This is a genomic window from Exiguobacterium sp. UBA3491 (assembly GCF_002377745.1).
In the GTDB taxonomy this organism is placed as follows: domain Bacteria; phylum Bacillota; class Bacilli; order Exiguobacteriales; family Exiguobacteriaceae; genus Exiguobacterium_A.
In genome coordinates, this window is sequence record NZ_DFQK01000032.1 from 470,416 (window position 1) to 495,812 (window position 25,397).

The following is a 25,397-nucleotide window of genomic DNA, read 5'->3' on the forward strand; positions in this document are numbered from 1 at the left end:
CTCCTTATTGAAAAAAACAGCCACGATGACAAGTGGCTGCTTCAAAATTAGTCTTGCGGTTGGTTCGTGACGGATACTTCTTCGAAATAAAGCTCTTCTAAAGCTTTCCCGACCGGTTTATGCGATTTTGGGTTCGTGACTTTCACGCGTTTCCCGTCTTGGATTTGACGCGCACGCTTAGCGGCAACTGTAACGATTGTATATTTCGACGGTACTTTCTTTTGAAGCTTATCAACTGATGGATATAACATATCACTTAACCTCCATGGCTTTTTTATATAGGGACGCGACACGTTCCCGACTGCAATGTTCCGCTGTGACGATCGCTTGGATCCGGTCACAGGCTTTATGAATTTCGTCGTTCGTCACGACATAGTCATAGGCATCCATCATCTCGATCTCTTCCTTAGCGACGAGAAGACGTTGCTTAATGACTTCCTCCGATTCCGTTCCACGCCCTACGAGGCGGTTCCGTAATTCTTGGAGGCTTGGAGGTGCAAGGAATAAGAAGACAGCTTCCGGAAAATGTTCTTTGACCTGCATGGCCCCTTGAACTTCGATTTCGAGAATGACGTCTTTTCCTTCATCTAGGATCTGGTTCACCCATTCGACAGGTGTTCCATAGTAGTTCCCTACGAATTCAGCATATTCCAAGAGTTGATTGTTCGCAATCATCTCTTCGAATTCTTCACGCGATTTAAAGAAATAGTGGACACCATCTACTTCTCCTTCACGCGGTTGGCGCGTCGTACAGGATACCGAGTAATGCAGATCGTTATCCTGATCTTCGCGCAAGGCACGACAGACCGTTCCCTTTCCGACACCACTTGGACCAGATAATACGAGTAATAAGCCACGCTCTTTGAAAATCACTTCAAAACCCCTCCATCTCACAAACTTCACATTGTTTCATATTAGCAGTAGAGACGGGAAGTTCGCAAGTCATCTTTTTTAGCTCGACTGCTTTATCATACCATAACGATGCCATTTCTGTTACCTTTAGAAAGTGAGAACGAAATCAAGAAAGAAGGTAATCGTATGGCTTTTGACGGATTGATGACGACACGCGTCGTCAAAGAACTCCAACCGCTCGTTGGAGGACGGATCAATAAGGTATACCAACCATATACATTGGATTTAGTATTCCAGGTCCGCGCCGAGCGAAAAAACGTATTGTTGCTCGCCTCTGCGAATGCCATGTATGCACGGATGCACATTACGTCGGAAGCGGTCAGCAACCCGAGTGAACCCCCACTCTTCTGTATGATGCTTCGCAAGCATGTCGAAGGCGGATTCATCGAATCGATCGAACAACTCGAACGCGACCGAATCATTGTCTTACGTGTCCGTTCCCGGAACGAACTTGGCGATGAGGAAGCGAAAAAAATCTATGTCGAGTTGATGGGACGACACTCGAACATCATTTTGACCGATGGACAAGATAAGATCCTCGATGCGATCAAACACTTACCACTCAGTCAAAATACATTCCGGACGATCATGCCAGGGATGACCTATCAACTTCCACCAGCACAGGATAAAGTGGATCCACTCACAGGAGATATCGAAAAGGCACTCCACCGAATCGACTGGAACGCTGGGAAACTGGATCGCCAGTTACTTGGTCTGTTCAGCGGTTTGTCTCCACAAATCGCTAAGGAAGTCGTCACGCGGGCAGGTCTTGCGAACCGGACGAATCTTGCTACCGCTTTCCAGGACGTCTTAAAAGAACTAAACGGTCCTTATGTATTGCAACGGATGGAAGGCGGCAAGGAACGCTTTGCACCGGTCCGCTTAACGGAAGGTTCAATCATTGACGAAAAGACGTTCGCGACGAGTGGTCAAGTCCTCGACGCATTCTTCCATCAAAAAGCAAACCGCGATCGTGTCAAACAACAAGCGGCCGATCTCGAACGGTTCATCAAGAGTGAGTACGATAAGAATATCTTAAAGCGCTCAAAACTCGAAAAAGATTTAGAAGCGACGTTACGAATGGATGAATGGAAGCATAAAGGAGAACTGCTGACGACTTATCTCTATCAGCTCGAACGCGGGATGAAGGAAGCAACCGTCGTCGATTACTATGATCCAGACGGTGCTGAAATCACGATCACGCTTGATCCCCGCTTCTCGCCAAACGAGAACGCACAGCGTTATTACAAACGGTATAACAAATTAAAGACCGCCAAAGTCGAAGTCGCGCGCCAGCTTGAGAAGAACCAAGCCGAGATTGCGTACTTCGAAGGTTTGCTTGCGCAACTCGACGTCGCATCCCCGGAAGATATCCGGGAAATGCGCGAGGAACTCGTCGAAGAAGGTTATCTGCGCGAACGACAAAAGAAGAAAAAGAAACCGCAACTCCCACAACTCGAAGCATACCGTTCTTCGACCGGCCTTCCATTCTTCGTCGGAAAGAACAATAAACAAAATGATTACGCGACGTTCAAGTTTGGACGTCGGTCCGATACGTGGTTACACACGAAGGATATCCCAGGATCGCACGTCATCATTCAAAGTGATGCACCGGATGAGACAACGTTAAAAGAAGCAGCGATTGTTGCCGCCTACTACTCGAAAGCACGTGAATCGAGCCAAGTCCCGGTCGATTTTACGGAGTTACGATATGTCAAAAAACCGAGTGGTGCAAAACCCGGTTTCGTCATCTATACGGATCAAACGACACTTTACGTCACACCTGATCCAGATGTCGTCCAATCCTTACGTCAATGACGCTACACAAAAAAGCGCTGTTTTTCCTAAATATCACTTAGGAGAGACAGCGCTTTTTCATCTTCACTTCATTTTTTCTAACTGTTCCCGGTAATCGAGCAAATGCCCATGGATGATATCCTTCGCCTCGCTTAATTCTTGATCGAATGAGAACATCGCTTGTTTTCGTTCGTGGGAGAAGATGACATCGTAATGATGGCTGAGTAAGAAATCAATTTCCTGGCCGAGCGTCTTTTCCTGTTCTTCTGTCATCGGGATATCCCGATGACTGGCAATGCTTTCAAGCAAGACGAGCAACTTGTCTTCAAGATCGACAAGCTCCTTCAGTCGGATGAACGCTTCACTTTGACCGCTTGCCATCAATGGATATTTTTGATCTTCTTGAAGCATCAACATCATTTCTTCATGTTTGAGAATTTGTTTCCGAACGGCAAGCAACCTCGTATCATCTTGCACAAGGCTCCGCCAATCTTCCATCAACTGTTGCGTCGTTTTTTTGACAAGCAAGAGTAAACGATCCTCATAATGTGGTGGGAAGACGATGTAATTGATGAGGACAGCAGATAATACACCGACGACAGTCAGCAACGACCGTGATAAGGCATAGTGGACGTAGTCGGCGGTCGGACTCTCGAACATCAACACGATGGCAAAAGCCGCGAACGTCGACATATCCGTTCTTCCAATCATCGAATTAAGGACGAGCGAGACAATTACGGCGAGTCCAATCGTCAGCGGATTCGCCCCAAGTGTCGCAACAATCGCAAGACCACACATTAATCCAAGTACTGTTCCGAAAATCCGGTTGAAGACGATTTTAAACGACCGATGAATCGTCGGTTGCATCGCAACAATTGCTGCGACAGCCCCCATTCCCGAATAAATATCGAACACATACCAGGAGATACTAAGCGCAAGAGCTACCGCGATACCGGTCTTGACCGTTCGTAGTCCAATCCGAAACTTTAATTTCACTCGAGCGTCACCTGCCCGACTTCACTATTGACTGTCACTTCCGGTTTTTCTTGTTTCGACAGTTCATAAATTGTCTCATCCTTATTCTTTTGTTTCGTATATCGGTCAGAGGCTTTAATATCGCCTCCTGTGTCAATCGTAATCGTACCGGCTGATTTATTTGGTTTTAGCTTCGTCGCGCCGTCAATCGTTGTGACGTCGAGACTCAACTTCGCCACATATTCCGCAAGAGAAACACTTTCACCTGTCACTTGCGCATGGACGGCATCCATCTCTTTGATGGAAATCGCACGTGATGCATTCAGTGTAATTTCATCACCTTTTACTTTATCGAGACTCATCGCTTCTCCGTTCATCTCGATTGTTTTTGCGTAGATGCCCATTCCTTTAAGTGTTCCAGCATCGACATCGACACGGTTCATATAACTCGGTAGTCCCACTTGAATCGTATAGTCTGCTGTTTTTTCGCTCGGACGATTGCCGAGTCGAGACAGCCAACCATCTCGTCCTGTCACCGTTACCGTATTCGTCGATGTACTGATTTTCAGTCGTTTTCCACTCGATGCACTATCGACGAGTTTGATTTGGACGTTTCCGTCTGTGCTTCGAACGAATTGTACGGTTGCGTGCGGCGCCTCGATGGCGAGAGACTTATAGCGATTCGTCGTCTTGAATGTTTCGCCGCGCGATAACAATTCCGTTGAGACGAGCAATGTAATCGAATAGATGACGACAAGTCCGAGAACGACACCACCGTACAAATAAAGCGGTCGCTTCACTGGTCCTTTTTCTCCAATGCGGTTCAACCGTGCATCCATCTTTTGTTTTTGTTTATTTTTTAAGCGTGTGAACGACGATTGTTTTCGTTTCCGCACACTCCTACTGTTATGCTCTTCCATGTCAGTCCCTCCATCTCATGTCTACCATTATTCCGAATATCTGAATCGGCTGTCAACAGCCCCTACTTATCATAGAAGAAGTTCACTGTTTCGCCATCGGGCGGAAGAAGGAAGCGTCATCGGATGAACTACAGATATTCCAGAAGAATAATCGACAAAAAAGAGAGGAACCTTGACGTTTCCTCTCCTTTGCTTAAGAACGGATTATAATTCGAGTGACTCGCCGATCGCGAGTAAATGACCAGTTTGACCTTGCGCTTCAATTTGTTCACAGAATGCGTTCGCATCTTGTTTGATTAAATCAAATGTATCGTAGTGGATCGGTACGACTGCTTTCGCTTGCAACATATCTGCAGCGATCAACGCATCATCCGGACCCATCGTGAAGTTATCACCGATCGGTAAGAAGGCTAAATCGATTTCATGATGGGCGCCATAAAGGGCTAAATCCCCGAACAGTGCCGTATCGCCTGCGTGATAGATTTCTTTGCCTTCGATCGTCAGTAAGAATCCAGCCGGCATCCCCATATACGTAATGGTTTGTTTCTCTTCATCGATGATGCTTGATGAATGGAATGCCTGTGTCATCTTTACTTTACCAAACGAGAATTCAAACTGTCCGCCAAGGTTCATCGGGTGGACATTCAATCCTTTGAAGCTTAAATACGTTGCCAACTCATGCGTAGCGATGATCGTCGCCCCCGTTGCTTTCGCGATCCGCTCTGCATCAAGCATATGATCGGCATGGGCATGGGTTAACAAAATAAAATCTGCCTTGACGTCATCTGGATTCGTCGTCGCTTTTTCATTACCGCTAAAGAAGGGATCGATGACGAGATGATGACCATTCGTTTCAATCGTTACTGTTGACTGTCCATGATAAGTTAGCTTCATCTAATTCACTGCCTCTCGATTAGGATTCGGATAATTGATTCCCTTCCCCCCATGCGCATAAACCTTTCATGGCTGGTTGCAGTGTAAATGCCGCTTCTGTCAATTTGTATTCGACATGTAAGACGGCTTCATCATACTCAATCCGTTCAATCATTCCGAGACGTTCGAGTTCTTTTAATTGATCCGTCAAGACTTTCCGAGAAATCCCGGGAATGGCACGTTGTAACTCTAAAAAACGTTTCTGACCGTTCTCTAACGTGCAATATAATTGTGGACGCCATTTTCCGCCGATGATGGCGAGCGCCCGATTGACCGGAAATTGTTCTGTCGACATGTTGTTCTCTCCTCCAGAGTAGTTACTTCAAAGTGCGTACTATGCAATCGAGTGTAGCGTAAGTTAGAGTATGCGTAAATCATTTTGCAAAAGGAGTGTTAAGCATGACGTATCCACGTAATTTTTCGCACATCGGTCTTTCTGTACCGAATCTCGACGAAGCCGTCCGTTTTTATCAAGAGGTGATGGGTTGGTATATCATCATGGAACCATCTGATGTCCTCGAAGATGACTCTGCCATCGGTGTCATGTGTACGGATGTCTTTGGTGCAGGATGGAACAAGTTCCGGATTGCTCACATGGCAACAGGTGACCGCATCGGAATCGAGTTGTTCGAGTTCCCGAACAATGAACAACCCGAAAATAACTTCGAATTCTGGAAAACAGGCATCTTCCATTATGCGATCCAAGATCCAGACGTCGAAGGACTCGTCGAAAAAATCGTCGCCCACGGCGGCAAACAACGGATGCCAATCCGCGAATACTATCCGGGAGACAAGCCGTATCGAATGGTCTACTGTGAGGATCCATTTGGTAATCTCGTCGAAATTTACTCTCACTCATATGAACTTACCTATTCGGAAGGAGCTTATTAAACATGAAAGCATGGTTAAATCACTCAGGTACAGCGATTGATCAATGGACATTCGAAGAGGTCAAGACGCCGACGCCAGGAGAAGGACAAGCCTTGATTCGCGTCAAGACGGTCGCACTGAATCCCGTCGACTATAAGGCGACCAACAATCCAGCTTGGACGTTCCCGCATATTCCGGGCGTCGATCTAGCGGGTGTCGTCGAACAAATCGGACCCGGCGCAGAAGTGAAAATCGGCGATCGTGTAGCGATTCATACGAACCTGCAACGCGATGGTGCTTTTGCTGAATATGCACTCGTCGATACGCGTGCCCTCGCCCTGATTCCGGAAGACATCTCATTCACTGAAGCCGCTGCGATTCTTTGCGCAGGCATGACTGCCTATGAAGCGATCGTTCAGAAGATGAACACGACAGGGAAAGAAACGATCCTCATTCATGCTGGTGCAGGTGGTGTCGGTGGCATCGGCATTCAACTCGCGAAACGCCTTGGTCTTAAGGTCGCGACGACTGCTTCGACAGAAAACCATGAGTGGGTCAAGCGACTCGTTGCCGATCTTGCCATCGACTACAAAAAAGAAAATGTCACGGATGTCATTCGCGATTGGACGAACGGTCGCGGTGCTGACTTGATTTTCAATACGGTCGGTCGAGATGAAGCAACAGCGGATCTCGGACGTCTTGCCTTCTCGGGGCAACTCGCCTTCATCGCCGGTGGTCCCGATCAGTCGGTCGTCAAGCCGTTCACGCTCTCCCCTTCGATCCATGAAGTGGCACTCGCGGCTGCTTATGCCAGCGAAGATGACCGTGCGATCCGAAACCTCGGTCATATGGCAAGTGAATTATTAAAACTCGTCGCAGCGAAAGAACTCGATCCACTCGTCACAGAGGAGATTCCAGCAACTGACATCGTCAAAGGATTACAACGTCTATCTGAACGTCACGTCCGTGGTAAAATCATCGCTAAATTTAACTAATACTTGCCGTGGCACAAAACAGCCGACTGTCCTTAGATAATAGGACGGTCGGCTGCTGTCGTACTCTATTTTTTAATTCCTGAACGTTGACTGAAAAAGCATCAGCCATGTTCACCGGTAGCGTTCTTGTTTTTTGATATGTAAGGATCGTCCGACTAACTCGAAACCGACATGCTGATAGATTTTATTCGCTGTCTGGTTCGACCAGTCGGTATAGAGCGTCACGACCGGATAAGACTGTAGGAGGTGTTCAGATAGTTTTGCGACAAGATAAGAAGCATATCCATTCCCACGTAGTTTTTTCGGCGTATAGACGTAAGAAATCGTAATCCCAGTTTGCGTGGGACGTGTCGCTGCCGCCATCGCGACGAGCGTATTTCCACTAAACAATCCGAACAAGCTTCCTTGCTGAATGTGTCGCGTCATTGACTGATGGAGTTGCGTAAGCTGTCGATCAGATGGACGCGTTTCGACCTCATATAAAAATCCGGACGCAAATTCTAAGGCTTGTTGTCCTTCATCGTTCAAAACCGGTCGGAAGACGACGTTCTCCTGAACATGTGGCATCTCGACCTTCGTCAATGCATACATCCCTTGTTCCATATGTACCTCATACATGGAATGTGGGAGTAACAGCGGCGCTAAGATGACCTGTTCTCCGACGAATCCTGGACTATCCAGAATTCGCGCAAGCTTTCGAATCCCTTCTTGCGAGAACATATCCCCTGCGACGATGACTTGCTCCGGTATCGTTTGCAATATGACGAGACGATGATCGCCTTCTTGTGCCGTTGCCATCAAGAGCGGTTCATCTCCCCGTTCCAATATACCTAGAATCAACTGATGCGTATCTGGACGTTCAAGCAGAAACGGGAGGACGACCATTTTGAATTGTTCATAATCACGATAATGCGTCACCATAGTCGACGACCTCCTTTATTTCTATAGTGTACCAAATCATGCACTAGAAATCGTAGGTCGTCCGACGGAATCTATCTGTTTTTACACGTTTGCGGTAAAACGTTCGCTCCAAGCAACTGGGTCCTTCGACCAATCTGCCAATTGTTCCTGTTCTTCTACCGTGATATCCCCTTGTTGTTGTGCCGTTTCGAGTAACGCTTCGAACGTTAGTAATGCATCCGCGTCAATCTTCGCTTCTCGGAGATTATTCTTCAAGCGTTCCATCCCGTAAGAGAAAATCGCTTGAATCCGAATGACGTTCGCTCCCTTTGCTTGGAGTGCTTCCGCTGCCTCGATCGCAGACATCCCCGTTGACAATAAGTCTTCGATGACGACGACGCGTTGGCCTGGTTGAATAACACCTTCGATTTGATTACCTTTCCCATGTTTCTTACTGCCACTACGCACGTAGACCATCGGTAACCCTAATCGTTCCGCGACGAATGCCGCGTGAGGAATACCTGCTGTCGCTGTCCCGGCAACGACTTCGATTCCTAAATCCTTCACTTTCTCAGCGAGGGCATCGGCAATCAAGGAGCGGACTTCTGGGTACGAAAGTGTCAACCGATTATCGCAATAGATCGGAGAACGGAGCCCACTCGCCCACGTATACGGATCGTTTGGAGATAACGTGACGGCTTTGATACGGAGTAATGCATTTGCAATTGGATTTACCATGATAATTGCCCCTTCCATTCTTCGAGTAACGCCTGATAGACCTGTTCTGGATGTTTGGCACGTGTAATCGGGCGACCAATTACTAAATCCGTCGCTCCATTTCGACGCGCATCAAGAACGGTCGCGACTCGCTTTTGATCATCTGCTTCACTGCTAGAAGGACGAATGCCTGGTGTGACAAAACGGAAGTCCGTTCGGCAAACTTCGATTAGTTCAGGAAGATCGAGCGCCGAACAGACGATACCATCTAGTCCGGCTGCTTCTGCCAGTTGCGCATACTCACGAACGACTGCCGGCATCGCTCCTTCAATCTTTAAGTCGCGTAACATCGCTTCATCCGTCGATGTCAACTGCGTCACGCCGATTAGTTGTGTCTCGGCATTCGTTTCACGAAGTCCTTCTCGCGCCGCGATCATCATCTCTTTCCCACCGGCAACATGGACGTTCGTCAATTCAACACCTAATTGCCCGATGATGCGCATCGTCCGGCGCGCCGTTTCTGGAATGTCATGGACTTTGACATCGAGGAATACAGCGTGCCCACGCTCGACGAGTTTTTGGACGAACGGTCCACCTGCAGCATAAAATAATTCCATCCCAACTTTTACGGCTGGTCGTGTCTCTTTGAACTGTTCGAGGAACGAAAACACTTCTGTTTCGGTCGGAAAATCAAGCGCGATGTAAAGTTGATTCATATGCTTTCCCCCTGATGTCTAAGATATGGTCGATGCCGAGTTCATCCATGCGACCCGGTAACTGCTGGATTAATTCTTGACAGATGTATGGATTGACGAAGTTTGCGGTACCGACGGCAACAGCGGAAGCCCCAGCGTATATCATTTCTAAGACGTCATCGACTTCCATCACGCCACCCATCCCGATAATAGGAATCGAGACTGCTTGTGCGACATCATGAATCATCCGAATCGCGACTGGCTTGATGGATGGACCGGATAATCCACCAATCCGGTTGGCAAGGATTGGCTGTCCCGTTCGGACATCGATTCGCATCCCAACGAGTGTGTTGATCATCGTCAGCCCGTCTGCACCTGCTGCTTCGACGGCACGTGCCATCTCGACGATTGAAGTGACATTCGGTGAAAGCTTAACGTAAACCGGTTTGGTCGAGACCTGTTTGACTCGACGCGTTAATTCAGCGGCAAGCAACGGATCCGTTCCGAACTGGATTCCACCTGATTTGACGTTCGGACAGGAGATATTTAATTCCAATGCATGAATGCCAGGGTGACGGCTCATTTTTTCTGCGACAAGCTCATACTCTTCTGGTGTCGATCCGGCGACATTCGCAATGATTGCTGTATCAAACGTCTCAAGGAACGGTAGTTTTTTCATTAAGATACCATCGACACCCGGATTTTGGAGACCGATTGCATTCAACATCCCCATTCCACTCTCCGCGACACGCGGCGTCGGATTTCCGTAACGTTCTTCGCCCGTCGCTGCTTTGATCATGATTGCCCCAAGCTCTGATAAATCATATAACTTTGCGTATTCCTCACCGAATCCAAAACATCCAGATGCCGGCATGATCGGGTTTTTCAAGGAAAGTCCCGGCAACTCGACACGTAATCGTTCTATCATAATACGACCTCCTCTGCCCGAAAGACTGGACCATCGGAACAAGTCTTGACGTACCCGCCTGTTGGTGTTTTACAGACGCAGGCAAAACAAGCACCGATGCCGCACCCCATTCGATTTTCGATGGAGAGATACTTATGCTCAATCGGTTGTTGCTGGAGTGACCGCAACATCGGCTCTGGTCCGCAAGCGAGTAACACATCATAGTTTTCCGGATGTAAGGCAACCGTAACGAACCCTTTCATTCCATGCGTTCCATCAACCGTCGAGACCGTCGTCTTACCAAGTGCTTGGAATTCCGCTTCGTAAAAGACACTCGTTGCCGTATCAAATCCTAGAATCGCTTCACACGTCACACCACGCGCGACAAGTTGGCGCATCGTCTCATACAGCGGTGGGACACCGATCCCTCCACCAACGAGAACGACCCGTTGATCTCGGTTGATGGCGTCGATCGGAAAACCGTTTCCGAGTGGTCCGAGGGCATCGATTTTGTCGTCGGGACGCAAGGAAGCTAGTTCTGCTGTCCCTTGTCCGATTTCTTTAAAGAGAAACGTAATCAGATCACGATCGACCCGAGCAATCGAGATCGGTCGGCGTAAGAGTGGACCGACGCGTAGATGCATGAATCGCCCCGGCGCAATGTCCTGCGGTTGCTCGAGGCGACAGACGAGTTCTGTCGCGCCTTGAGCTACCGTTCGTCGAGAGACGACCGTCAAGAGTTGCTTCATTGGATCACCACTTTCTTTTCGTGTGTGAAGGCTTGAATCGCACTCGCTTCGAACGAGCGACTCTCGATGACGCGTAGAATCGCTTCCGCCGTATCGAGTGATGTTAGACAAACGACTTGATTCTCCGCTGCTGCCCGGCGAATGATGAAGCCGTCTTTCGTGACTTGTGAGTCGCGACTCATCGTATTGATGACATACTCGATCTCCCCTTTTTCAATCACGTCGAGCATCGATTCGGAAGACGAGTCGATTTTACCGACCGTCTGAACCGGTAACCCTTGCTCCGTCAAGTACGCTGCCGTTCCTTCCGTCGCAAGCAACGTGAATCCAAGTGAGGCAAAGCGTCGTGCGAGATCTGTCATTTCTGCTTTGTCCGGGTCTGCGACTGTCAAGAGAACACGACCGTGTTCTGGAATCGCCATCCCAGAAGCAAGCAATCCTTTGTAGAGTGCTTTTTCAAGTGTTCGGTCTGTTCCGATGACTTCTCCGGTCGATTTCATTTCCGGTCCGAGCGTCGGGTCGACTTCTTTAAGCTTCGCAAACGAGAAGACCGGTACTTTGACCGAGACGAGCGATTCTTCCGGTAGGACACCACTTGTTAACCCGTAAGAAGCGAGCGTTTCACCGAGAATGATGTCCGTCGCGAGCCGCGCGACCGGAAGTCCCGTCACTTTCGAGATGAATGGCACCGTCCGGCTGGCACGCGGATTGACTTCAAGAACATAGAGTGCGCCGTCCGCATAGACAAACTGGATGTTGAGCAATCCTTTGATGCCGAATGCTTTGGCGATTCGTGTCGTGTAGTCGACGATCCGATCCTTGATGTCTTGGGAGACACGTTGTGGCGGATAAACTCCAATCGAGTCACCTGAGTGAACACCGGCACGTTCGATATGCTCCATGATGCCTGGAATGACGACATCTGTTCCATCACAGATCGCGTCGACTTCGAGTTCGATTCCTGTCAGGTAACGGTCGACGAGGACCGGTCGTTCCGGTGAGGCGATGACCGCGTGTTTCATGTAATGTTCCAGTTCTTCTTGTGCATAGACGATTTCCATTGCCCGGCCGCCGAGAACATACGATGGACGAACGAGGACCGGGTAACCGAGTGACGCTGCTGCCGTGACCGCTTCTTCGACCGTGACGGCCGTTTTACCTGGTGGCTGTGGAATGTCGAGCGCCGTCAACGCTGCTTCGAACTGTTTTCGGTCCTCTGCCCGGTCTAAATCCTCAAGCGATGTCCCGAGGATTTTTACACCTTCTGCTGCTAATGACTCAGCTAAGTTGATTGCTGTCTGTCCACCGAACTGGACGATGACACCGAGCGGACGTTCATTTCGGATGACTTCGAGGACATCCTCCGTCGTTAATGGTTCAAAGTAGAGTCGATCGGAAATCGAGAAGTCGGTCGACACGGTTTCCGGATTGTTGTTGACGATAATTGCTTCATAGCCAGCTTGACGAATCGCTTGAATCGAATGGACTGTCGCATAGTCGAACTCGACTCCTTGACCAATCCGGATCGGACCCGATCCTAAGACGAGGATCGAAGAACGATTCGTCGCGATTGCCTCATTTTCGCGTTCGTATGTTCCATAGTAGTACGGTGTATCAGAAGCGAACTCTGCCGCACACGTATCGACCATTTTATACACTGGATGAATCGCTTGCGCTTCACGCATCCGGCGAATCTCTGTTTCCGTTTGTCCTGTGATCCGGGCGAGCATTGGGTCACTGAATCCATACCGCTTCACATGAAGTAGCAGTTCAGGTGTCAAACCGGTAGCGACCGATTGCTCAAGTTGCCAAATGTGCTGTAGCTTTTCGAGGAATAAGCGATCAATTGCCGTCCAAGCATGAATCTGTTCGACGCTATAGCCGCGGACAAAACCAGCGTATAAGGCGAAAAGTCGATCATCTGTCGCCTGGCGAATCGCTTGTTGCAAAGCATCATCTGCCATTTCGATGAAGCGTGGCATGTACAAATCCGCTGTACCGATTTCAAGCGAACGAACGGCTTTCAGTAATGCCTCTTCCATCGTCCGCCCCATTGCCATAACCTCACCGGTCGCCTTCATCTGTGTCCCGAGCGTCCGATCTGCCGTTTCGAATTTATCGAACGGCCAGCGCGGAATTTTGGCGACAACATAATCGAGTGCCGGTTCGAACGAAGCAAAGCTCGTCTCGGTGATCGGGTTCTTTAATTCAGATAAGGCATACCCGACGGCAATCTTTGCAGCAAGTTTTGCGATCGGATAACCGGTCGCTTTTGAAGCAAGTGCGGACGAGCGAGAAACACGTGGATTGACTTCGATGACATAGTAGTCAAAGCTCGTCGGATCCAGCGCGAACTGGATGTTACATCCACCTTCGATACCGAGTGCGCGAATGATATCGAGTGAGACGTTACGTAGCAGTTGATAGTCGCGATCCGATAACGTTTGCGTCGGAGCAAAGACGATCGAGTCTCCGGTATGAACACCAACCGGGTCGAAGTTTTCCATCGCACAGACGATGATGGCTTGGTTCGTTGCATCACGCATGACTTCAAATTCGACCTCTTTCATCCCAGCAATTGATTTTTCAAGGAGTACTTGTGTTGCCGGACTTGCCTTGAGTCCCCCTTCGACGATTCGCGTGAACTCTTCCGGTGTATGGGCGATTCCACCACCCGTTCCTCCGAGTGTATATGCTGGACGGATGATGATTGGTAGACCAATCTGTTGTCGGAATTGTTGTGCTTCTTCGAGCGAATGCACGATTTCACTATCCGGTACGCCATGTCCGCGTCTAAACATCAGTTGACGGAACAAATCACGATCTTCTGCCTCTTCGATTGCTGATAATTTCGTTCCGAGCAACTCGACATTGTATTCAGCTAGGACACCAAGACGATCTAGTTCAACAGCCAAGTTCAGACCCGTCTGACCGCCAAGTGTCGCAAGTAAGGCGTCTGGTCGTTCCTTCCGAATGATCCGCGAAACGAACTCTGCTTGAAGAGGCTCGATGTAGACGCAATCAGCAACTGTTGGATCTGTCATGATTGTCGCTGGATTCGAGTTGACGAGGATGACTTCATATCCTTCTTCCTTTAAGGCTTGACACGCTTGTGTTCCTGCGTAGTCGAATTCAGCGGCTTGTCCGATTACGATTGGACCGGACCCGATAACGAGAATCTTCTGGATATCTTGACGTTTAGGCATGAGAGACCTCCTGTTGTTTCGTGATTTCTTCTAAAAACTGTTGGAATAGACCGTTCGCATCCATTGGACCGGGTGATGCTTCCGGATGATACTGGACGGAGAAGACAGATGCTGACGTATGACGGATGCCTTCGACCGTTCCATCGTTGATTGCGAGATGCGTTACTTCAAGCACTGTATGTTGCAATGATTGTTCATCGACGGCATATCCATGGTTTTGCGACGTGATGTCGACGCGACCTGTCCGGATATCTTGGACGGGATGATTCGCCCCCCGGTGACCGAATGGCAGTTTGAACGTATCCGCGCCATGTGCTAGTGCAATCAACTGGTGCCCAAGACAAATTCCGAAGATGACGACTTTCCCTGTCAATTCTTGAATCAGCGGAATCGCTGTCGGGACATCCTTTGGGTTCCCTGGTCCGTTCGACAGCATTACACCGTCTGGACGATAGCGTAAGACTTCCGTTGCGCTCACGTCGTATGGTACGACGACAACTTCACAGCCGCGTTTGACAAGTTCGCGGACGATTCCGAGCTTCGCTCCGAAGTCGACGAGAACGATTCGTGGTCCAGCTCCTGGGATGATATACGCCCGTTCCGTTGAAGCACGTTTGACTTGATCCGTCTCGATTGGTGCATTTTGCAGGTGGCTTAATTCCTCTTCTAGGTCGAACTCTCCATCAACGAGTCGGCCGCGCATGACGCCTTTCGAGCGGATATGTCGTGTTAACTGTCGCGTATCGATTCCACTTAATCCTGGAATATCAAGATCTCGAAGAGCTGCATCGAGCGACATCTCACTGCGGAAGTTCGACGGTGTTTGGCAATGTTCGCGGACAATCAATGCTTTAGCGAGTGGACGCGTCGTTTCATAGTCTTCTCGATTGACTCCGTAATTGCCGATCAACGGATTCGTCAGCACGATCATCTGATCACAGTAAGATGGATCCGATAGCATCTCTTGATAACCAGTCATTCCGGTTTGGAAGACGACCTCTCCTGTTGTTGTCGTGTCCGATCCAAACGCCGTTCCTTCAAACGTCATACCATCCTCTAACACCAGTGTCCGTTTACGCATGTGCTATGTCCTCCTTGAATACGATTTCTCCCTTGACGAGCGTCATGACCGGGAATCCTTTTAACCGTTCTCCTGCGAACGGTGTGTTCTTACCTTTTGAACGGAACCGTTCCGGTGAAACCGTCCGCTCCGTCTCTAGATCAAGCAGGACTAAGTCTGCTTCCGCCCCCACTTCGAGTTTGCCGTAAGGTAGTTCAAAAATCGCTGCTGCCTTGTCCGTCAAATTCCGAATCAGTGTCTCAAGTGTCATCTTGCCTTCAGCGACAAGCTTCGTATAGAGGAGCGGGAATGCTGTCTCGAATCCTGTGATGCCAAACGGGGCGCGTTCGATACCGAGTGCCTTCTCTTCTGCTGCATGAGGAGCGTGATCCGTTGCGATGCAATCAATCGTTCCGTCTGCTAATCCTTCGAGCAATGCTTGGCGATCTGCCTCACTCCGCAGTGGTGGATTCATTTTAAAGTTCGGATCCTGATTCGATATGTCTTCATCGATCAATACAAGATGGTGCGGTGTGACTTCTGCTGTCACTCGGATCCCTGCTCGTTTGGCGTCACGAATGACGCGAACGGATTCTTTCGTCGAGACATGACAGACGTGATAATGACAGCCGGTTTCTTCTGCAATCAGGACATCACGTGCGATGTGGATACTCTCAGCAAGCGATGGAATACCTTGCAAACCTTCCCGTCGACTGTAGTTTCCTTCGTGCACACATCCTGCTTTTAACGAATCATCTTCGCAGTGGGCAACAATCGTCTTCCCGAGCCGTGCGGCTTGTTGCATTGCCGTTCGCATGACGGCTGCCGTCTGGACCCCGACACCATCATCCGTGAATGCCACGGCATCCGTTAATTGATCGAACGCGACGAGTTCTTGTCCGAGTTGATTTTTTGAAATCGCCGCGTAAGGCAAAACCCGGACAGATGCCGTCTCTTCAATCTTTTGGAACAATGCATCAAGTGTTTGACGATCGTCCGGTACGGGACGCGTATTCGGCATCGGGCAAATCGTCGTAAATCCACCAGCTGCCGCAGCTGCCGTACCTGTCGCAATTGTCTCCTTATGTTCGCCGCCCGGTTCCCGCAGGTGGACATGGATGTCGACGAATCCTGGTGCAACGAATAATCCGGAAGCATCAATGACCGTTTCCCCAACTTGCGGTATTGCTGCTAAGTCCGTGATTTTTCCAGCTTCGATTCGAATATCCCCTGTTCGAACTTGTCCAGCCTCGTACCATCTCGCATTTTCAATTCGTGTTGTCATCTGCATCGTCTCCTTTGATTGTTTTCATCGAAAAGCACCATTCCAGAATCGCCATTCGCGCAAAGACACCATTTTTCATCTGTTCAAAAATCCGCGATTGCGGGTGTTCGACGAGTTCGTCGGCAATCTCGACTCCGCGATTGACCGGTGCCGGATGTAGGACGATCGCTGAAGGTTTCAGTCGATTCATCCGCTCATGCGTCAATCCATGTGTGACGTGATAGACATCTGGATCAAACCGTGTCGTTCCGTCATGCCGTTCGTGCTGGACTCGAAGCAACATCAAGATGTCACACTGTTCAACTGCTTCGTCCATTGAAAGATACGGTATTCCCATCGCTTCGTCATACCATTCGCGTGGCCCTGATCCATAGACGATGGCGCCAAGTCGTTTTAAGATATCGGCATTCGACCGAGCGACACGACTATGTTGTAAATCCCCACAGATGACGACTACTTTTCCTACAATCGTTCCAAACGTCTCGACCATCGTCATCAAATCAAGCAAGGACTGCGATGGATGCTGTCCGCTCCCGTCTCCTGCATTGATGATCGGAATATCGAGTGTCTGAATCAATTCTTCATAATAACCGGTGCCACCGTGACGAATGACCAATCCATCGGCGCCAATCGCTTCGAGTGTTTTGCACGTATCGTGTAACGTCTCCCCTTTTTGCACGGATGACGTCGCTGTTTCAAACGGCAGTAGATGCATGTTCAAGCGATGCTCTGCCATTTCAAAGGAAGAGCGTGTCCGCGTCGAGTTTTCAAAAAACAGATTGACGAGTGTCTTGTCGGAAAAGTCTGGTGCCGGTTCGCCTTGTTTAAAAGCGAGACTACGTTCAATCAACGAATTGATCTCCGTTATGGATAAGCTTTCTAAATTGACGAAATGTCGGGTTTGCAAGATCGTTTTCATGTATTTCACTCCTTCAGGTCATGAAAAAGGCGCACCTTCTAAGTGAAGGTGCGCCGAAAGAAGACAGAGGAGTCCCTGCATCTTTTCATGGCCTTCACTTTATCGTTCTCTCGGAACGTCTTAAAAGTTGTTCGCTACAGATTGAGTTGTAGAGTTTTCCGTTGTTTCAGCTGTTTCTTCGACCTGTTCCGTCGTTTTCGGAAGGATCAGATTCAGGATGATCCCAAGAATCGTCGCCAGTGCCATACCTTCGAGGGAGAAGTTCCCGATTTTCAAGGCGGCCCCTCCGATTCCCGTGACAAGAATGACAGCTGTGATCGTCAAGTTCCGTTTATCAGCAAGGTCGATCTTACTTTCCGTCAGTGTCCGGAGACCGTTTGACGCGATGACTCCGAATAAGAGAATACTGATGCCACCCATGACTGGTGTAGGAATCGTCTTGATGAATCCTTCGACATATCCGAGGAATCCGAAGCTGATAGCAAGAACCGCTGCCCCACCTAGAACGAAGACACTGTAGACCCGTGTGATCGACATGACGCCGTTGTTCTCACCGTACGTCGTAACCGGTGGTCCACCAAGCATCGAAGCGACTGTCTTCGCGATTCCGTCGCCAAGTACTGTCCGGTGCATCCCTGGATCAAGGAGCGTCTCGCGCCCGATGATCCGTGATGTCACTTTTTGTTCGCCGATGTGCTCCGTCAGTGTGACGAGCGTCACGGGAACGATCAGAAGCAAGGCAGCTGTATTCCATGATGGTGTGTAATTCAAGAACGGAATCGTGAAGTCCGGCACGTGGAAGAACGTTGCCTGTTGAAGTGGTTTGAAGTCAATGATTCCGACCGATGCCGCAACGAGATAACCGACCGTGATTCCGAACAGGATCGGAATCGTGCTCCACATTCCTTTTAAATACGTCATTGCGAGAAGTGTGACACCGAGCGTGACCATCGCGACGAGGAAGTAAAGTCCGTTGTACTTACCGTCCGCTCCGTTCATCGCCATGTTGACAGCGGTCGGGGCAAGCGATAACCCGATGACCATGATGACCGGACCGATGACGACCGGTGGCAGTAAGCGAAGCAACCAAGCAGCCCCCGTGTAACGGATGAGAAGTGAGACAAGTCCGTAGACGAGTCCAGCGACCATTCCGCCGATTAAGGCGTCCTCGACACCCCACCGTTCACTGACGGCGATGATCGGGGCGATGTAGGCAAAACTAGAACCAAGATATGTGGGTACTTTGAAGCGAGTGACGGCGAGGAAAATCAGTGTGCCGACTCCGCTTGCGACGAGCGCGACCGATGTGTTGAGTCCCGTTAAGAGCGGGACGAGCACGGTCGCACCAAACATCGCGAAGACGTGTTGTAGGCTGAGCATCAGCCAATTTAGAGGGTGAGTAGGTACTTCTTGTACATCAAGTACTGCGGCATGTTTTGCCATATGGATGACTCCCTTTCTGGTCTCTCTGGACCACCTTAAAGGTTTTGATTTTTAGCGTTTAATGAATACTTGATCGGCTTCGTCGACTTCAGCGAGCGCGACGACGACTTGCTCGTCACGTGACGTCGGAACGTTCTTGCCGATGAAATCTGGACGGATCGGTAACTCTCGATGCCCACGATCGACGAGGACAGCGAGTTGAATCATACTCGGTCTTCCGTGGTCGACGAGTGCGTCCATCGCGGCACGGACGGTGCGTCCTGTGTAGAGGACATCGTCAACGAGGACGACGATTTTTCCGGTGATGTCTTCCGGTAGATCAGATCCTTTTATTTCTGGCTCTAAACTTCGCTTTGACAAGTCATCTCGGTACATTGAGATGTCGACGACACCGAGTAAGACCGGCTTTCCTTCAATCTGTTCGATCCGCTTCGCAAGGCGGCGCGCGAGTGTCTCACCACGCGTCTTGATTCCGACGATCATTAAATCAGCAATACCTTTGTTACGTTCGATGATTTCATGGGCGATCCGTGTCAGTGCGCGTCCAATCGCGGCTTCATCTAAGATGACGGCTGGTTTCATGGTTTCTCCTTTCATACAAAAGACCTTCTGCGGAAATCCGCAGAAGGTCATCGAAGACAGAATCATGGCATACGTCTTGTATGCATGCCTACGCACGTTGTGGTAGGTTCTCCCTTTCGCAGCCTCTCCGGACTCGATTAAAGGTGATACTAGTTTGGTAGGATCGTCGCTCGGACGACCGAAGTGTCAGTAGAGGATGTCTCGCATCGCTCTCTAGGTGATACTCTACCGTTTTATTAGAAAAACGTCAAGACTCTAATTCAAGTTTTTTCAGCTGACCGATTTCAAATGTCATCTCTTCTGGGAGTGGTGCTTCAAAACGCATCCATTCGCCTGTCCGTGGATGTTCGAAGCCGAGAACCGCAGCATGCAAGGCTTGACCATTCATTTTCATCGTCTTACGTGGACCATATTTCGGGTCACCGGCAAGCGGAAAACCGATATAACGCATGTGGACACGGATTTGGTGTGTCCGCCCTGTTTCGAGTTTACATTCAACGACTGTAAAACCTTCGTACCGATCGAGAACACGGAAATGGGTTACGGCAGATTTTGAATTCTTATCCGTTACCGTCATCCGTTGACGATCGTTCTTATCGCGTCCGATCGGTGCTTCAATCGTTCCGAGCTCGTGCGGAATCTCACCGTGTACGAGCGCAATGTAGAGACGTTCCGTCGTTTTCTCTTTCAACTGATGCGCGAGTGATTCATGCGCTAAGTCGTTCTTAGCAACCATCAACAGACCAGACGTGTCCTTATCGATTCGGTGAACGATTCCTGGACGTTTGACACCATTAATGCCCGAGAGATCTTGACAATGATGTAATAAGGCATTGACGAGGGTCCCTGAGACATGACCTGCCGCTGGGTGGACGACCATACCTTTTGGTTTGTTGACGACAATGACATCTGAGTCCTCGTAGACGACCTCAAGCGGGATATCTTCTGGTAAAATCTCGAGTTCTACCGTTTCCGGGATATGAACGGTAATCGATTCTGTTCCCGATAATTTATAGTTTGGTTTAACGACACGACCATCGACTTCGACGCGTCCCGCTTTTAACCATTCCTGTACTTGCGAACGCGACCATTCATTTTGTTCTGCGAGCCACTTATCAATGCGCCCTGTCGCTCCATCCGCTTGTACGGACCATGTTTCTACTTCATTCATTTATCCATCGTTCCTTTCTTAGTCAACCGTTCTTCGAACATGACGCTAATCAGCATCGTGATGACACCAAACGTCAAACAGACGTCTGCGACATTAAAGATCGGGAAATTATAGCCGAACGGGAAGAAGTGGAAGAAATCAACGACTTCTCCTCGAACCATTCGATCAATGAAATTTCCGATCGCACCACTAAGTAGTAGCGAGATACTCCAAGCAAACACCTTATTTTTCGTGCCTTCCTTGTAGAGGAAGTAAATCAATCCAATGACGACGATAATCGTGACGAAGAAGAAGAAACCGAATTTACCTTCGAGCATTCCCCATGCGGCGCCACGGTTCCGATACGAGTTGAGATAAAAGAAATCCGGAATGACTGTGATCGCTTGACCGATCGTCATATTTTGAACGACGATCCATTTCGTCAACTGGTCGATTCCAACGAGTAAAGCAGCAATCCCTAAGTAAAGCCACATCCTATTGTCCTCCGCATCCAAAAATAATGAGGGACGTCCTGCGAAGTCGCAGTCGCCCCTCCCTTTGTATCATTATAAAGAATTGACGACTTCAGTACAACGTGGGCAAAGCGTCGGATGAGCCGGATCTTGTCCGAGTTCTGTCGAATATGTCCAACAACGTTCACATTTTTCACCGTCAGCTTTTTGAACTGTAATACCGGTCGTCTCATACATCTTATCCGTTGTATCCACGAATTCGAGTTGTGAGACTTGGAGCAACTGCTCAAGATGATCAATCGTTTTAAGCAATGCTTTCGTTTCTTCCTTCGGTGCAAGCAAGAGTTTTGCTTCGAGTGTCTTACCGACGAGTTTCTCGACGCGTGCTTCCTCGAGTGCTTTTAAGACATCATCACGGAACGTCAGGAACGCGTTCCATTTCTCGATGAGAGCAAGTCCTTCTTCTGAGACTTCGACCGTTTCTGGAAGGTCCGTCAAGAAGATGCTCTTCGTCTCAACAGCTGGTACGAATTCCCATGCTTCGTCTGCCGTGTGTGGCAAAACAGGTGCCATCAATTGCAACAAGGCGACGACTGTATCATACATGACCGTCTGAACCGCACGACGCGATGTCGCGTCTGCTTTTTCGATATACAGGATATCTTTCGTGTAATCGAGGTAGAATGACGACAAATCAAGGACACAGAAGTTGTGGAGCAATTGATAGACCGACATGAAGTCGTACGCATCATAAGCCGCTTTTACTTTTCCAACAAGTTGGTCCAGTTTCGTACGCATGAAACGGTCTGACTCTGGTAAGTCTTCAAATGCGACTCGGTGCGTAGCAGGATCGAATTGATCCAAGTTTCCGAGAAGGAAACGAACCGTGTTCCGGATTTTACGATATGATTCTGAGACTTGTTTGAAGTTATCCATCGATGCCCGAACATCAGCTTGATAATCGACAGATGCCACCCACAAACGAAGAATCTCTGCTCCGAATTGTTGCATGACTTGGATTGGTGCAATCGTGTTCCCAATCGATTTCGACATCTTGCGACCTTGACCATCCAGAACGAATCCGTGACTGACGACCGCTTTGTATGGTGCTTTCCCAGTCGTTGCGACGGCTGTCGATAGCGACGAGTTAAACCAACCGCGGTATTGGTCAGAACCTTCAAGATAGAGATCCGCTGGACGTGTCAATTCAGGACGTGTCGCAAGGACACCGGCATGTGATGAACCAGAATCGAACCAGACATCCATGATGTCCGTTTCTTTTTTGAAGATACCGTTCGGACTTGCTGGATGTGTGAATCCTTCAGGAAGCAAGTCGACTGCTTCGCGCTCATACCAGACATTTGATCCGTGAGTTGCAAATAGATTCGCGATATGATCAATCGTTTCTGGCGTGACGATTTCCGTTCCATCTTCAGCGTAGAAGATTGGAAGTGGAACGCCCCAAGCACGTTGACGGGAGATGACCCAGTCGCCGCGGTCTTTGAACATGTTGTGGAGACGTGTTTCACCCCACTCTGGTACCCACTGGACGCCTTTGATCTCATCAAGGATTTCTGCACGGAAGTCTTTGATTGAAGCGAACCACTGTGGCGTTGCCCGGAAGATGACCGGTTTTTTTGTCCGCCAGTCGTGTGGATACGAGTGTTTGATGAATGACAGTTTTAAGAGAGCGCCTGCTTCTTCGAGTGCGAGACCGATTTCTTTGTTCGCATCTTCATAGAACATGCCTTCGAATCCAGGAGCTTCTGCCGTCATGACACCTTTATCGTCAACTGGGCAGAGAACGTCAAGCCCGTATGCTTGACCAATACGGAAGTCATCTTCCCCGTGTCCTGGAGCTGTATGAACGACACCCGTCGCTTCAGCTGTAACGTGGTCGCCAAGCATGACGAGTGATTCACGGTCATAAAGCGGATGTTTCGCTTTCACGTACTCGAAATCCGCACCGTTGAAGACACGTCCAATTGTCGCGCCTTCCCATCCGAGCGCTTCGATGACTTCTGGAACAAGTGTTTCCGCTACGATATATCCTTTTCCTTGATACTCGATCCGTGCATACGTCAATTCCGCACTGACAGAGATTCCAAGGTTCGCTGGGATCGTCCAAGGAGTGGTCGTCCAGATGACGAAATGATCCGTCGGCTCAAGGATGTTTTTTCCATCCATGACTTGGAATGCGACATAGATCGCAGCTGACCGTTTGTCTTGATATTCGATTTCTGCTTCAGCTAGTGCTGATTCAGAAGACGGTGACCAATAGACCGGCTTTTTCCCTTTATAGATATAGCCTTTGTTCGCCATGTCCCCGAACAAACGAATTTGAGCTGCTTCAAATTCTGGTTGAAGCGTGATATATGGATTGTCATAGTCACCGAGAACACCGAGACGTTTGAATTGATCACGTTGGTGATCGACTTGTTCGAGCGCATATTTCGCACATAACTCACGGAATTCCGCGACCGTCATCGATTTGCGGTCAACACCTGCTTTTTGAAGTGCTGTCTCGATAGGCAAGCCATGTGTGTCCCAACCTGGTACGTAAGGGGACTGGAAGCCATTCATCGATTTGTAACGGACGATGAAGTCTTTTAAAACTTTGTTTAATCCGTGCCCCATGTGGATGTCACCGTTCGCATAAGGAGGACCATCGTGAAGGATGAACGTCGGCTTTCCAGCATTCTTTTCTTGGACCGCAGCATAGAGATTCATCTCTTCCCATCGTGCTTGCATATCTGGCTCACGTTTTGGCAAGTTGCCTCGCATTAAAAACTCCGTTTTCATCATCAATAAGGTTTCTTTGTAATCCATCTGACCATCTCTCACCTTTCGCTTTAAAAGTACAAAAAAACCAAGCTCATCCCTGAGATAGGGACGAGCTTGGCTGAACTCGCGGTACCACCCTACTAATCCTGCTCGTATGTTCGACGACGCAGGACCGCTTAAGAACTCGCTAACGGGAGTGAACCGGCATGACTTACTGTTCGGCGAACGTTCAGTCATACACTCTAAGGGGATATCCCATCTCTTTCGTTGCTCGGGCTTCCACCATTTCCCGATTCGCTGTCAACTGTCCAAGATGCGACGTGTCCTTATCATTGATTTTATTTATACGACATCGTCGTCATTATACGCAACTGCTGGAACATCGTCAAGCGCTCCACGTGAAGAGAAATCAAATGCATCCCAGTCGTGGCTCGTCAATAATTCCATTTGAGCATCGATCAACACTTTGAAGCGATTGCGATAAAGTTCGATTTTCTTACGCATCTGTTCCACTTCGAAGTCCGTCCGTTGTGCCCGGCGTTGTGCCGCATCTTGCAATTGCTCTGCTTCGCGTTCTGCCTGTTTCAAGATCAAGCTTGCTTCTTTTGAAGCATTCGCTTTCACTTCTTCTGCCGCTTCCTGTGCGACAATAATCGATTTATTCAATGTTTCTTCCATCGAACTAAAGTAATCGACACGCGCTTGCATGTTTTGGATGACTTCCTGTTGTTGACGGTTCTCACGTAACAACAACTCAAAATCCTTGATGACCTGATCTAGGAATTCGTTCACTTCATCCTCGTCGTAGCCGCGAAACTTTCGTGTGAACTCCTTATTATGAATATCGAGTGGCGTTAATGGCATGATGAATTCCTCCTCCGCATTTTTTATCCTTTTAAAATACCGTATTGTAGTTTGATTCGATCCCGTTTCGTTGATCCGAGAATCGCAATCAGTTTGACGCGTCCCGTTCCACGTAAGGAAAGCAGATCCCCTTCTTCAAGCATGAAACTCACGTCATCGACTACCTTATAATTCACTTTACTTTCACCCTGTTTAATGAGCGTCTGTGCCTTTTGACGGGAGAAGCCGAGAATTTCACTGACGACAGTATCGAACCGAAGT

At 48.9% G+C, this 25,397-nt stretch carries 25 protein-coding genes and 1 other annotated feature (1 of these 26 running past the window's edge); of the genes, 3 read left to right on the plus strand and 22 right to left on the minus strand.

Going from position 1 to position 25,397, the window contains the following annotated elements; all coding sequences use genetic code 11:
* Positions 1-47: 47 nt before the first annotated feature.
* The gene (gene rpoZ / locus B4F99_RS14875; protein WP_029342114.1) at positions 48-251 is read right to left on the minus strand and encodes a DNA-directed RNA polymerase subunit omega; all 204 of its coding nucleotides are present in this window, start codon (positions 249-251) and stop codon (positions 48-50) included.
* Between the two features lies 1 nt (position 252).
* Positions 253-870: a guanylate kinase gene (gene gmk / locus B4F99_RS14880; RefSeq protein ID WP_174316772.1), complete on the minus strand. Its 618-nt coding sequence runs from the start codon at positions 868-870 to the stop codon at positions 253-255.
* Between the two features lie 168 nt (positions 871-1,038).
* Here gmk and B4F99_RS14885 point away from each other — a divergent pair, with 168 nt between their 5' ends.
* Positions 1,039-2,730 (plus strand): Rqc2 family fibronectin-binding protein, encoded by a 1,692-nt coding sequence (locus B4F99_RS14885; RefSeq protein WP_214854581.1) that lies wholly within the window; start codon positions 1,039-1,041, stop codon positions 2,728-2,730.
* 63 nt (positions 2,731-2,793) lie between these two features.
* Here the strand turns inward: B4F99_RS14885 and B4F99_RS14890 are convergent, their stop codons facing one another.
* From B4F99_RS14890 to B4F99_RS14905, 4 genes are all read right to left on the minus strand, one after another.
* Complete coding sequence (locus tag B4F99_RS14890) at positions 2,794-3,705, minus strand: FUSC family protein (protein ID WP_035406871.1); 912 nt, start codon at positions 3,703-3,705, stop codon at positions 2,794-2,796.
* On the minus strand, positions 3,702-4,604 hold the full coding sequence (locus B4F99_RS14895; RefSeq protein ID WP_214854582.1) for a DUF4097 family beta strand repeat-containing protein: 903 nt from the start codon (positions 4,602-4,604) through the stop codon (positions 3,702-3,704). The genes B4F99_RS14890 and B4F99_RS14895 overlap by 4 nt, the downstream gene beginning before the upstream one ends.
* 204 nt (positions 4,605-4,808) lie before the next feature.
* Entirely contained in the window at positions 4,809-5,498 is a 690-nt protein-coding gene (locus B4F99_RS14900) for a metal-dependent hydrolase (RefSeq protein WP_214854583.1), read from the minus strand.
* A gap of 19 nt (positions 5,499-5,517) precedes the next feature.
* Positions 5,518-5,832: a winged helix-turn-helix transcriptional regulator gene (locus tag B4F99_RS14905; protein WP_214854585.1), complete on the minus strand. Its 315-nt coding sequence runs from the start codon at positions 5,830-5,832 to the stop codon at positions 5,518-5,520.
* A gap of 104 nt (positions 5,833-5,936) precedes the next feature.
* Here B4F99_RS14905 and B4F99_RS14910 point away from each other — a divergent pair, with 104 nt between their 5' ends.
* Positions 5,937-6,428: a lactoylglutathione lyase family protein gene (locus B4F99_RS14910; protein ID WP_023468778.1), complete on the plus strand. Its 492-nt coding sequence runs from the start codon at positions 5,937-5,939 to the stop codon at positions 6,426-6,428.
* 2 nt (positions 6,429-6,430) lie between these two features.
* Positions 6,431-7,402, plus strand: coding sequence for a zinc-binding dehydrogenase (locus B4F99_RS14915; RefSeq protein WP_290759327.1), 972 nt, complete (start codon positions 6,431-6,433; stop codon positions 7,400-7,402).
* A 111-nt stretch (positions 7,403-7,513) separates the two neighbouring features.
* Here the strand turns inward: B4F99_RS14915 and B4F99_RS14920 are convergent, their stop codons facing one another.
* The 16 genes from B4F99_RS14920 to B4F99_RS14995 form a co-directional block, all read right to left on the minus strand.
* On the minus strand, positions 7,514-8,323 hold the full coding sequence (locus B4F99_RS14920) for a GNAT family N-acetyltransferase (protein WP_214854591.1): 810 nt from the start codon (positions 8,321-8,323) through the stop codon (positions 7,514-7,516).
* Positions 8,324-8,404: 81 nt separating this feature from the next.
* Entirely contained in the window at positions 8,405-9,046 is a 642-nt protein-coding gene (gene pyrE / locus B4F99_RS14925; protein WP_396201154.1) for an orotate phosphoribosyltransferase, read from the minus strand.
* Positions 9,034-9,735, minus strand: coding sequence for an orotidine-5'-phosphate decarboxylase (gene pyrF / locus B4F99_RS14930; RefSeq protein WP_214854596.1), 702 nt, complete (start codon positions 9,733-9,735; stop codon positions 9,034-9,036). The genes pyrE and pyrF overlap by 13 nt, the downstream gene beginning before the upstream one ends.
* Positions 9,710-10,639, minus strand: coding sequence for a dihydroorotate dehydrogenase (locus B4F99_RS14935; RefSeq protein ID WP_290759506.1), 930 nt, complete (start codon positions 10,637-10,639; stop codon positions 9,710-9,712). Before B4F99_RS14935 ends, pyrF begins: the two co-directional genes overlap by 26 nt.
* Positions 10,639-11,370 carry an NAD-dependent dihydroorotate dehydrogenase B electron transfer subunit gene (locus B4F99_RS14940; RefSeq protein ID WP_290759332.1) on the minus strand — a complete coding sequence of 244 codons (732 nt, stop codon included), beginning with the start codon at positions 11,368-11,370 and terminating at the stop codon, positions 10,639-10,641. The genes B4F99_RS14935 and B4F99_RS14940 overlap by 1 nt, the downstream gene beginning before the upstream one ends.
* The gene (gene carB / locus B4F99_RS14945) at positions 11,367-14,576 is read right to left on the minus strand and encodes a carbamoyl-phosphate synthase large subunit (protein WP_290759335.1); all 3,210 of its coding nucleotides are present in this window, start codon (positions 14,574-14,576) and stop codon (positions 11,367-11,369) included. Before carB ends, B4F99_RS14940 begins: the two co-directional genes overlap by 4 nt.
* Positions 14,569-15,657 carry a carbamoyl phosphate synthase small subunit gene (locus B4F99_RS14950; RefSeq protein ID WP_290759338.1) on the minus strand — a complete coding sequence of 363 codons (1,089 nt, stop codon included), beginning with the start codon at positions 15,655-15,657 and terminating at the stop codon, positions 14,569-14,571. The genes carB and B4F99_RS14950 overlap by 8 nt, the downstream gene beginning before the upstream one ends.
* Positions 15,650-16,921, minus strand: a complete 1,272-nt coding sequence (locus tag B4F99_RS14955; RefSeq protein WP_056062328.1) for a dihydroorotase — start codon at positions 16,919-16,921, stop codon at positions 15,650-15,652. Before B4F99_RS14955 ends, B4F99_RS14950 begins: the two co-directional genes overlap by 8 nt.
* On the minus strand, positions 16,905-17,840 hold the full coding sequence (locus B4F99_RS14960; RefSeq protein WP_290759342.1) for an aspartate carbamoyltransferase catalytic subunit: 936 nt from the start codon (positions 17,838-17,840) through the stop codon (positions 16,905-16,907). Before B4F99_RS14960 ends, B4F99_RS14955 begins: the two co-directional genes overlap by 17 nt.
* A 120-nt stretch (positions 17,841-17,960) precedes the next feature.
* Positions 17,961-19,283: a uracil-xanthine permease family protein gene (locus B4F99_RS14965; protein ID WP_056062331.1), complete on the minus strand. Its 1,323-nt coding sequence runs from the start codon at positions 19,281-19,283 to the stop codon at positions 17,961-17,963.
* A gap of 51 nt (positions 19,284-19,334) precedes the next feature.
* Positions 19,335-19,865, minus strand: a complete 531-nt coding sequence (pyrR, locus tag B4F99_RS14970) for a bifunctional pyr operon transcriptional regulator/uracil phosphoribosyltransferase PyrR (RefSeq protein ID WP_035409506.1) — start codon at positions 19,863-19,865, stop codon at positions 19,335-19,337.
* A gap of 247 nt (positions 19,866-20,112) precedes the next feature.
* Positions 20,113-21,036 (minus strand): RluA family pseudouridine synthase, encoded by a 924-nt coding sequence (locus B4F99_RS14975; RefSeq protein ID WP_214854600.1) that lies wholly within the window; start codon positions 21,034-21,036, stop codon positions 20,113-20,115.
* A complete protein-coding gene (gene lspA / locus B4F99_RS14980; protein WP_056062334.1) occupies positions 21,033-21,509 on the minus strand; it encodes a signal peptidase II in 477 nt (158 codons plus the stop codon). Before lspA ends, B4F99_RS14975 begins: the two co-directional genes overlap by 4 nt.
* A 72-nt stretch (positions 21,510-21,581) precedes the next feature.
* Positions 21,582-24,317 (minus strand): isoleucine--tRNA ligase, encoded by a 2,736-nt coding sequence (gene ileS / locus B4F99_RS14985; RefSeq protein WP_290759347.1) that lies wholly within the window; start codon positions 24,315-24,317, stop codon positions 21,582-21,584.
* A gap of 56 nt (positions 24,318-24,373) precedes the next feature.
* Positions 24,374-24,614: a binding site (T-box leader), on the minus strand.
* The gene (locus tag B4F99_RS14990) at positions 24,615-25,136 is read right to left on the minus strand and encodes a DivIVA domain-containing protein (protein ID WP_023468794.1); all 522 of its coding nucleotides are present in this window, start codon (positions 25,134-25,136) and stop codon (positions 24,615-24,617) included.
* 23 nt (positions 25,137-25,159) lie between these two features.
* Positions 25,160-25,397: the 3' portion of an RNA-binding protein gene (locus tag B4F99_RS14995; RefSeq protein ID WP_290759350.1), read on the minus strand. It continues 542 nt past the right edge of the window; only the last 238 of its 780 coding nucleotides appear in the window; the start codon falls outside the window, past its right edge; the stop codon is at positions 25,160-25,162.